Genomic DNA, 10,273 nt, shown 5'->3' with positions numbered 1-10,273 from the left:
TGATTGTGGATGCAACAGAGGTAAAAATCAATCGTCCTAAAAAAATCAACTAGCCAATTATTCTGGTAAAAAGAAATGTCATGCTATTGAAGGCTCAGGCGATTGTTACAAGCCAAGGGAGAATTGTTTCTTTGGATATCGCTGTGAACTATTGCCACGATATGAAATTGTTCAAAATGAGTCGCAGAAATATCGGACAAGCTGGTAAAATCTTGGCAGACAGTGGTTATCAAGGACTCATGAAGATGTATTCACAAGCGCAAACTCCGAGGAAATCAAGCAAACTGAAGCCACTAACTCTTGAAGATAAAGCCTATAACCATGTGCTATCTAAAGAGAGAATCAAGGTTGAGAATATTTTTGCCAAAGTAAAAACGTTTAAAATATTTTCAACAACCTATCGAAATCGACGCAAACGGTTTGGATTACGAATGAATTTGATTGCTGGAATTATCAACCGTGAACTAGGATTTTAGTTTCGCAGGAAGTCTAATGAAAAAGAATATTTTGAAAAGCAAGAGAATTGCAGAACTATCTAAGATGAAGGCTGCCGATCTGGACCAAGCCCTTCATGACAACTTTTCAGAAGAAGAATTAGCAAGTCAATTTGCAATTCGTGGCTACAAATTGACTCCAAAGGGGGAACAGATACTGGAACAGTACCAGGACATTATCGACCGTCATCCAAAGAAAAATCTTTAATCAAGCAACTTTGGGGTTGATTTTCTCTAAAACTGTCTTGTCACTAATATTTGAAATCCACTTCCTTTTAGGGTACAATGGTAGAAATGAATTTTTGAGAGGAACAGAATGAAAAAACTAGCAACCCTTCTTTTACTATCTACTGTAGCCCTTGCTGGATGTAGCAGTATCCAACGTAGTTTGCGTGGTGATGATTATGTGGATTCTAGCTTGGCCGTTGAAGAGAGCTCTAAAGCAGCAGCCCAATCAGCCAAGGACTTAAACGATGCTTTAACAAATGAGAATGCCAATTTCCCTCAACTTTCTAAGGAAGTTGCTGAAGATGAAGCCGAAGTAATTCTCCACACAAGTCAAGGCGATATCCGCATTAAACTCTTTCCTAAACTGGCTCCTCTAGCAGTTGAAAACTTCCTCACTCATGCCAAAGAAGGCTACTATAACGGCATTACCTTCCACCGTGTCATCGATGGCTTTATGGTCCAAACTGGAGATCCAAAAGGAGATGGTACAGGTGGTCAGTCTATCTGGCATGACAAGGATAAAACTAAGGACAAGGGAACTGGTTTCAAAAACGAAATCACTCCTTATCTCTATAACATCCGTGGGGCTCTTGCTATGGCTAATACTGGTCAACCAAACACCAATGGTAGCCAATTCTTCATCAACCAAAACTCTACAGATACCTCTGCTAAACTCCCTACAAGCAAGTATCCAAAGAAAATCATCAAAGCCTATAAAGAAGGTGGAAATCCTAGTCTAGATGGCAAACACCCAGTCTTTGGCCAAGTGATTGACGGTATGGATGTTGTAGATAAGATCGCTAAAGCCGAAAAAGATGAGAAAGACAAACCAACTACTGCTATTACTATCGATAGTATCGAAGTAGTGAAAGACTACGATTTTATACTCAATGAAAATCAAAGAGCAAACTAGGAAACTAGCCGCAGGCTGTACTTGAGTACGGCAAGGCGACGTTGACGCGGTTTGAAGAGATTTTCGAAGAGTATTAAATCTTAAAAACCTAAAAAATACAGTACCCACATTCGGTACTGTATTTCTTTTACTCTCATTCTTAAGTTAAATTATTAAAATCCCAGATTTGATCCATCCATCCTTCATAGAAATCTGGTTCGTGGCAGACCATAAGAATCGATCCCTTGTATTCTTTGAGAGCGCGTTTGAGTTCATCCTTGGCATCCACATCCAAATGGTTGGTCGGCTCGTCAAGTACTAACACATTGTTTTCACGATTCATCAAGAGACAGAAACGCACTTTTGCTTGTTCCCCACCTGACAAGACCTGAATCTGGCTTTCGATATGCTTGGTTGTCAAACCACAACGAGCAAGGGCTGCACGGACTTCTGCTTGGTTGAGAGCTGGAAAGGCATTCCAGACAGCTTCAAGAGGAGTTTGGCGATTACCTCCTTCTACTTCCTGTTCAAAGTAACCGAGTTCTAGGTAGTCACCGCGTTCGACTTCCCCTGCAATAGGTGGGATAATTCCCAAGAGAGACTTCAAGAGAGTTGTTTTCCCGATACCATTTGCTCCGATAATGGCAACCTTTTGATTGCGTTCAAAGGTAAGATTTAAAGGCTTAGTAAGAGGTCGGTCATAACCAATCTGCAAATCCTTAGCTTGGAAGATAAAGCGCCCAGGTGTACGAGCTGGTTTAAAATCAAAGGATGGTTTTGGTTTCTCACTTTGCAGTTCGATAATATCCATCTTGTCGAGTTTCTTCTGACGAGACATGGCCATATTTCGTGTTGCAACACGCGCTTTGTTTCTAGCGACGAAGTCCTTGAGGTCGGCAATCTCTTTCTGCTGACGTTCGTAGGCCGCTTCTAACTGAGATTTCTTCATGGCATAGACTTCTTGGAACTGGTAGTAGTCACCAGAGTAACGCGTCAGCTGTTGATTTTCCACATGATAGACGATATTGATAACGTCATTTAAGAATGGAATATCGTGTGAAATGAGGACAAATGCATTTTCATAGTTTTGGAGATAGCGCTTGAGCCAGTCAATATGCTCAGCATCCAAGTAGTTGGTCGGCTCATCCAAAAGTAAGATATCGGGCTTTTCAAGGAGGAGTTTAGCCAAAAGCACCTTGGTTCTTTGTCCACCTGACAAAGAGGTTACATCCGTATCCATGCCAAAGTCCATGACACCAAGAGCACGCACCACTTCATCAATCTTTGCATCCAAGGTATAGAAATCACGACTCTCCAGACGGTCTTGAAGTTCGCCAACTTCTTCCATGAGAGCATCAACATCCGCTCCGTCTTCAGCCATTTCCATATAAAGGTCATTGATACGGGCTTCAGCTTTGAATAGCTCATCAAAGGCTGTACGGAGAACATCACGCACCGACTGCCCTTCAGCAAGGACCGAGTGCTGGTCCAAGTAACCAGCTGTCACATATTTAGACCACTCAACTTTCCCTTCATCTGGCAACATCTTACCAGTTACGATGCTCATAAAGGTCGATTTCCCTTCACCATTGGCACCGACTAGACCGATATGTTCTCCCTTGAGGAGACGGAAGGACACATCTTCAAAAATTGCACGGTCACCAAAACCGTGACTCAAGTTTTTAACTTCTAAAATACTCATTTTAATTCCTTATCTTGTTTTTATACTCTTCGAAAATCTCTTCAAACCACGTCAGCTTCACCTTGCCGTATATATGTTACTGACTTCGTCAGTTCTATCTACAACCTCAAAGCAGTGCTTTGAGCAACCTGCGGCTAGCTTCCTAGTTTGCTCTTTGATTTTCATTGAGTATTATGTAATTGTTTATAAAGTAGCCAAGCCAAATAGCCACCCAAGGCATTGGTCCACAAATCATCAATCTCAAAGACGCGATTGAAATCAAAGAAAAGGTCCAAAACTAACTGCGTACACTCAATTCCAAGACTCACTAGAAAACTAAAAAGAAGAACTCTTTTTGTTTTCCTTAAACTTGGAAAGAGATAGATAAGTTGAAAGACCAGAGGAAAAAGCAAGAAGACATTGAGGATATTTTGTAAAAAAATCCAACATAATTGTCCCATATCACTCACTTGGCCCAGTTTCCAGAAAGAATTGAAAGGAGTCAAAAGAAAAACCAGGCGTCCAAGATGTTGAATACCTGGAGTTTCCACTCCCACGGGAGAATGTTCTTGAGGAGTAAAACAAAAGTAGACAATACAAATGCTATAGAAAATGACTCCCCAGACCAAAATATAATTATGAGTTTTTTTCATCATTAAGGATTGACTGCTGCGACTGCTTTCTGGCGGTCACGTTTCATTGTATTGGAACGCAATTGTCCACAAGCTGCATCAATATCAGTTCCATGTTCTTGACGAACAACACAGTTAACTCCTTTTTTCTTAAGCGTATCATAGAAGGCCATCACGCGCTCTTTGGGACTACGACTATATTGGTCATGCTCACTAACTGGGTTATAAGGAATCAAGTTTACATAAGACAATTTCTTGATGTTCTTGAGTAATTCAGCCAATTCTAAGGCCTGTTCAACACCGTCGTTAACTTCATTGAGCATGATATATTCAAAGGTTACACGACGGTTGGTTGTTTCGATATAATACTCAATAGCTGCAAAGAGTTTTTCAATCGGAAAGGCACGGTTAATCTTCATGATGCTTGAGCGCAATTCATTGTTAGGTGCGTGAAGAGAAACAGCAAGATTGACCTGAACTCCTTCATTAGCAAAATCACGAATTTTATGGGCCAAACCTGAGGTTGAAACCGTGATGTGACGAGCTCCGATTGCCATTCCCTTGTCATCATTGATGGTCCGAACGAAATTCAAGACATTATTGTAGTTATCAAAAGGCTCACCGATACCCATGACAACGATATGGCTGACGCGTTCGTCCTGACCACGCTCATCAAAGTATTTCTGAACCAGCATGATCTGCGCTACAATTTCACCATTATTGAGGTCGCGTTGCTTCTTGATCAAACCAGAAGCACAGAAGGTACAACCGATATTACAGCCGACCTGAGTGGTCACACAGACTGACAAACCATAGTGTTGTCTCATCAATACTGTCTCAATCAACATACCATCAGGCAATTCAAAGAGATATTTAACTGTACCATCAGCAGACTCTTGAACGATTCGCTGTTTCAAGGGATTGACCACAAATTGGTCATTGAGCTTAGCAATCAAATCTTTTGAAAGATTAGTCATTTCTTCAAATGACTGGACACGTTTACGGTAAAGCCATTCCCAGATTTGATCAGCACGGAATTTCTTTTCTCCCTGCTCCAATACCCATTCCTGCATGGTTTGACGTGTTAAACTATAAATTGACGGTTTCATTTCTTCTCCTTATTTTCTACTCACTTCTGACGAATGACAAAATGACGTTGTCCCTTATCCTCTTTCTGAGAATGCTGGTCTTTCTGACGACGTCTATTTTTCTTATCTGCATTCGGTTTTCGTTTGGTTTGAGTCGGTTTCTTTCCTTTTCTAGAAGGCGTCTCTTCTTCCTTCTTACGCATTTTCTTGTCAAATGATGCGCGCTTAGGTGCTTCATTTTCTAGAACAAAATAGGCACAACCATAACTACAATACTCTAAAAGGTAGTCTTGTAAACGACTGATTTTTTCCATATTTTCTTCCGTTCGGTCATCCTTGTAAAAACCTCGTAGGCGAAGCTGTTCGTTGCTCCAGTCTCCCACGATATAATCAAACTTGGTTAAGACTTCTGAAAAACGCTGATTAAAAGCCGTCACATCGAAGGCATCCTTGATGTTTTCCACCAAGGAAAAAGCTATCCCTTCCGTTTCTACCTTGTCCCCGTGTAAATGAAACTCAGGACCAGGAAACTTGTTATAGTTGTATAATTCAGGTGCAATTTCTTTTCGCATAGATATCCTTTTTTCACGATTACTTAATACTCTATTCTACCATAATTTCTAGCAGTTAGCACATTTCTCATAAAAATGAAAAAAGTCTGACGATTTTGTCAGACCAGAATCATATAACCTAAAAAAGAGAAGAACAATTCTTCCCTCCATATACCATTATTTAGCAGCTGCGTACAATTCATCTACTTTATTCCAGTTAATAACTGAGAAGAAAGCTTTGATATAGTCAGGACGCACGTTGCGGTATTTCACGTAGTAAGCATGTTCCCAAACATCCAAGCCCAAGATTGGTTTTTTACCTTCTGAGATTGGTGTGTCTTGGTTTGCTGTTGAAGTCACTTCAAGCTTCCCTTCTTTGTTGACAACCAACCATGCCCATCCAGAACCGAAACGAGTTGTAGCTGCTGCTGTAAAGGCCGCTTGGAACTCTTCAAATGAACCAAATGTTGCGTCGATCGCTGCTGCAAGTTCTGCTGAAGGAGCAGTTTTTTCAGGAGTCATTAATTCCCAGAAAAGAGCGTGGTTCAAGTGTCCCCCACCGTTATTGATAAGCGCTTGGCGAATATCAGCTGGGATAGAGTCTACATCAGCAAGCAGAGCTTCAAGGTCTTCACCGATTTCAGGGTGTTTTTCAAGAGCTGCATTTGCATTGTTGACATAAGTTTGGTGGTGTTTGTCATGGTGCAAGTGCATTGTTTCCGCATCGATGTATGGTTCCAAAGCGTCATATGCGTATGGAAGATCTGGTAAGATAATAGCCATCTGTAATACCTCTTTTTCTTTCTATATGAAGATGATAACGCAATCATCCTCTTTTTTCAAGTTTTATGCTCATTACGCTTAGCTAGATATCTGTAACAGCGCTCTCTCAAAAAGGTAGCCTTTTTCATAGACACCTGTTTTAATCTGGTAGTCTGTTTCAATCAAATAGGAAATAGCTTGCTTCAAAAAGCTCAAGGAAAGTCCTCTCGAATCTCTCAGTGCAAACTTGATTTGATAAGGATTAGGATTGCGCCCCAAGTAAGTTCCCAGACTGCTTGCAATCTGCGAGTCCGTCTGACCAGCTTCTGATAAAATCTTCACCTGGGTAAAGGTTCGAAACTGTCCTAACATGACAGCTATGAGCTTGATTTCATCTTCCCCTTGCAAGGTCAAGTCTCTAACTAATTCGCGCGCCTGGTCCATCTTTTTAGTCAGAATAAACTGAGTTAAATCAAAAATATTGTCCTGCAAGGTCTTGGGAATAGCACTGACAATATCCTCTTCCTCGATAACAGAATCCGCCTTATAGGACTGTAAAAAGAGGAGATTTTTCTGGATTTCGCTAAATTGAAAACCAGACTTGATGAGTAGATTTTCAAAGGATTGCCCCACAAACTGCAGACCTTGTTTCTGGCTCCACTTTTGGAAATACTGGCGCAATTCTTGTTCCTTGGGTTCAATAGCATCAAAGACAGTCGCATCTCGTTTGAGCAATTTGACCAGCCGTCTCTTACTATCCAGTTTTCCTTCCGCAAATATCAATAACTTGGTTGTTGGCGAAGGATTGTCAAGGTATTCCTCAAATGACTTGAGCTCATCATCTGTTAAAAAACGTTTCTTGGCTGTTGTGATATCGACAAAATGGTCTAATATCACGATTTTCTCATCAGCAAAGAAAGGAAGGCTGACCAATTCCAATTCCACATCCTTGTAGACCACTTCTTTCATATCAAAGTAGGCAAAGTTGAGGTCGGCAGAATCATAACCAATCTGTTTCAACACTTGACTCTTCATCACTTCAAACTGGCCCTGATCTGTCCCTGTAAATAGGCTCAGGCTAGGTAAATTTGATAAAGTCAACTTCTGACTTTCTTCAATGGCTAGCATCTTCTCTCCTTTCTTCTGATTTTTCGATTTAATTTAATCAATATAGCGTAATTTCCCACGAAAATCTTCTAAGTTTTCGTACCCTTTTTCCACCATGATTTCTTTCAGTTCATTGGTAATGCGGTCAAAAGCACTGACACCTTCTTTGTGAAGGGTGGTTCCCACCTGCACCATACTCGCTCCACAGAGGATATGTTCAAAGGCATCTCGACCAGTCAGAACGCCACCTGTTCCGATAATTTGGATTTGAGGATTTAAACGTTGATAAAAGGCGTGAACATTGGCTAGAGCAGTCGGTTTGATATACTCTCCACCAATCCCACCAAAACCATTCTTAGGACGAATAACGACAGACTCATCTTCTATATAAAGGCCATTTCCGATAGAGTTAACACAGTTGACAAACTTGAGCGGATATTTGTTGAAAATAGCCGCCGCTTGATCAAAGTGAACAATATCAAAATATGGTGGCAATTTAATCCCAAGAGGTTTGGTAAAGTAGGCAAATACCTCTGACAAGATACGGTCTGTTGTCTCAAAATCATAAGCAATCTGAGGTTTTCCTGGAACATTGGGACAAGAGAGGTTTAGCTCAGTCAGACCACGAAACTCACTCTCTTGGACTTTTTTCAAAATAGTATGAGTTTCCTCTGGAGACATTCCAACTAGGGAAAGGAAGAAAGTTCGGTTCGGCTCTTTTTCCTGCAAATCCAAAAGATAATCCAAATAATAATCTAAGCCATTATTTGGCAAGCCCATAGAGTTGATGGAACCAAGTGGAACATCTTGATAACGTGGCTCAGGATTTCCCTGACGAAAGTCCAAGGTCGCTGTCTTGGTCACAAAAGTTCCTGCCGCTGAGTTTTTAACCCCTTCCAGCTCCTCTATCGTCATACAAGCCACACCTGCTGCATTCATCAAACAATTGTCAAACTCAAAACCAGCAATCTGTGTTTTAGTTGATACCATGGTTCTGTTCCTCCAGATTCCTTTTATTGCTAATATTATACCATATTTTCACATTTTCTCTTTGAGAAAGATATTTACAAGAAAAACGTTCGTATTTTTATAGATTTTCAAAAAACCTCAAAACTAAATGTTAAAACTAAATTGATAGAATTTTTAGAAAATTTTTGTTTTTCTCTTTACAGTTAAAAAAAATTCTGCTATAATGATACACATAATTAAATTAGAATTTAAGGAGAACGATATGACATCTGCTAAAGAATATATCCAAAGCGTGTTTGAAACTGTAAAAGCTCGTAACGGGCACGAGGCTGAATTCCTCCAAGCTGTTGAAGAATTTTTTAACACTTTAGAACCTGTATTTGAAAAACACCCTGAGTATATCGAAGAAAATATCTTGGCACGTATCACTGAGCCAGAGCGCGTGATTTCTTTCCGTGTTCCTTGGGTTGACCGTGATGGAAAAATTCAAGTAAACCGTGGTTACCGTGTTCAATTCAACTCAGCTGTTGGACCATACAAAGGCGGACTTCGTTTCCACCCAACTGTAAACCAAGGGATTTTGAAATTCCTCGGATTTGAACAAATCTTTAAAAACGTCTTGACTGGACTTCCTATCGGTGGAGGTAAAGGTGGATCAGACTTCGATCCTAAAGGTAAAACAGATGCTGAAGTGATGCGCTTCTGCCAAAGCTTCATGACTGAATTGCAAAAACACATCGGACCATCACTTGACGTACCTGCTGGTGATATCGGTGTTGGTGGACGTGAAATTGGTTACCTTTACGGTCAATACAAACGCCTTAACCAGTTTGATGCTGGTGTCTTGACTGGTAAACCTCTTGGATTTGGTGGTAGCTTGATTCGTCCAGAAGCAACTGGTTATGGTTTGGTTTACTACACTGAAGAAATGCTTAAAGCTAACGGCAACAGCTTTGCTGGTAAGAAAGTGGTTATTTCAGGTTCTGGCAACGTTGCTCAATACACTCTTCAAAAAGCGACTGAACTCGGTGCAACTGTTATCTCTGTGTCTGACTCAAATGGTTATGTCATCGATGAAAACGGTATCGACTTTGATCTCTTGGTAGATGTTAAAGAAAAACGTCGTGCTCGCTTGACTGAGTATGCTGCTGAAAAAGCAACTGCAACCTACCACGAAGGTTCTGTATGGACTTACGCTGGAAACTATGACATTGCTCTTCCATGTGCTACTCAAAACGAAATCAACGGTGAAGCAGCTAAACGTTTGGTTGCTCAAGGAGTTATCTGTGTATCTGAAGGTGCCAACATGCCAAGCGACCTTGATGCCATCAAAGTTTACAAAGAAAATGGTGTCTTCTACGGACCTGCAAAAGCTGCCAACGCTGGTGGTGTAGCTGTTTCAGCCCTTGAAATGAGCCAAAACAGTCTTCGTCTCTCATGGACTCGTGAAGAAGTTGATGGACGCCTCAAAGACATCATGACAAACATCTTCAACACAGCTAAAACAACTTCAGAAACATATGGTCTTGATAAAGACTACCTTGCAGGAGCAAACATTGCTGCCTTTGAAAATGTAGCAAACGCTATGATTGCACAAGGTATTGTTTAAGATTCATTTGCTCAATCCTCAATCACTCCGATTGGGGATTTTTATGTTGAGTTAAACAGTTGGTATATTTGCTTATTATAGCAGATTGAATCTGAAACAGTACGTTATGGCTGTTATAGTTTCTTAGTTTTAAACAAGCATGTTATAATAAAGCTATGACATATAGTACAGATTTTAAACAAGGAGCATTAGATTACATCAAAGAAGGACATAGCCATGTCGAGGCAGCTAAAGTTTTTGATGTTGGCGTCAGAACTCTC

At 40.6% G+C, this 10,273-nt stretch carries 11 protein-coding genes and 1 pseudogene; 5 read left to right on the top strand and 7 right to left on the bottom strand.

What is annotated here, in order from left to right; translation table 11 throughout:
* The 3 genes and pseudogenes from FGQ53_RS10110 to FGQ53_RS10100 form a co-directional block, all read left to right on the top strand.
* Nucleotides 1-476: pseudogene (locus FGQ53_RS10110) on the top strand (transposase family protein); the annotation flags it as partial.
* Nucleotides 477-492: 16 nt separating this feature from the next.
* A complete protein-coding gene (locus FGQ53_RS10105) occupies nucleotides 493-702 on the top strand; it encodes a hypothetical protein (protein WP_138338439.1) in 210 nt (69 codons plus the stop codon).
* Between the two features lie 108 nt (nucleotides 703-810).
* A complete protein-coding gene (locus FGQ53_RS10100; protein ID WP_138338436.1) occupies nucleotides 811-1,635 on the top strand; it encodes a peptidylprolyl isomerase in 825 nt (274 codons plus the stop codon).
* Between the two features lie 139 nt (nucleotides 1,636-1,774).
* Here the strand turns inward: FGQ53_RS10100 and FGQ53_RS10090 are convergent, their stop codons facing one another.
* From FGQ53_RS10090 to FGQ53_RS10060, 7 genes are all read right to left on the bottom strand, one after another.
* Nucleotides 1,775-3,316: an ABC-F family ATP-binding cassette domain-containing protein gene (locus FGQ53_RS10090; RefSeq protein ID WP_138338433.1), complete on the bottom strand. Its 1,542-nt coding sequence runs from the start codon at nucleotides 3,314-3,316 to the stop codon at nucleotides 1,775-1,777.
* 161 nt (nucleotides 3,317-3,477) lie between these two features.
* Nucleotides 3,478-3,951: a VanZ family protein gene (locus tag FGQ53_RS10085; protein WP_138338430.1), complete on the bottom strand. Its 474-nt coding sequence runs from the start codon at nucleotides 3,949-3,951 to the stop codon at nucleotides 3,478-3,480.
* The gene (rlmN, locus tag FGQ53_RS10080) at nucleotides 3,951-5,036 is read right to left on the bottom strand and encodes a 23S rRNA (adenine(2503)-C(2))-methyltransferase RlmN (RefSeq protein WP_000804762.1); all 1,086 of its coding nucleotides are present in this window, start codon (nucleotides 5,034-5,036) and stop codon (nucleotides 3,951-3,953) included. Before rlmN ends, FGQ53_RS10085 begins: the two co-directional genes overlap by 1 nt.
* 20 nt (nucleotides 5,037-5,056) lie before the next feature.
* Nucleotides 5,057-5,587: a YutD family protein gene (locus FGQ53_RS10075; RefSeq protein ID WP_138338427.1), complete on the bottom strand. Its 531-nt coding sequence runs from the start codon at nucleotides 5,585-5,587 to the stop codon at nucleotides 5,057-5,059.
* A gap of 156 nt (nucleotides 5,588-5,743) precedes the next feature.
* Nucleotides 5,744-6,349 carry a superoxide dismutase SodA gene (gene sodA, locus FGQ53_RS10070; protein WP_000974728.1) on the bottom strand — a complete coding sequence of 202 codons (606 nt, stop codon included), beginning with the start codon at nucleotides 6,347-6,349 and terminating at the stop codon, nucleotides 5,744-5,746.
* A gap of 78 nt (nucleotides 6,350-6,427) precedes the next feature.
* Entirely contained in the window at nucleotides 6,428-7,456 is a 1,029-nt protein-coding gene (holA, locus tag FGQ53_RS10065; protein WP_138338424.1) for a DNA polymerase III subunit delta, read from the bottom strand.
* A 33-nt stretch (nucleotides 7,457-7,489) separates the two neighbouring features.
* The gene (locus FGQ53_RS10060) at nucleotides 7,490-8,425 is read right to left on the bottom strand and encodes a dihydroorotate oxidase (protein ID WP_138338421.1); all 936 of its coding nucleotides are present in this window, start codon (nucleotides 8,423-8,425) and stop codon (nucleotides 7,490-7,492) included.
* Nucleotides 8,426-8,666: 241 nt separating this feature from the next.
* Here FGQ53_RS10060 and gdhA point away from each other — a divergent pair, with 241 nt between their 5' ends.
* Entirely contained in the window at nucleotides 8,667-10,013 is a 1,347-nt protein-coding gene (gene gdhA, locus FGQ53_RS10055) for an NADP-specific glutamate dehydrogenase (RefSeq protein WP_138338418.1), read from the top strand.
* A 155-nt stretch (nucleotides 10,014-10,168) separates the two neighbouring features.
* Nucleotides 10,169-10,273, top strand: a 105-nt coding sequence (locus FGQ53_RS10050) for an IS630 transposase-related protein (RefSeq protein ID WP_212744428.1), incomplete at its 3' end; no start/stop codon positions are given.

The sequence above is a fragment of the Streptococcus mitis genome (assembly GCF_005844455.1).
Lineage (GTDB): Bacteria > Bacillota > Bacilli > Lactobacillales > Streptococcaceae > Streptococcus > Streptococcus mitis_BF.
This window is presented reverse-complemented; position numbering and strand designations above follow the sequence as displayed.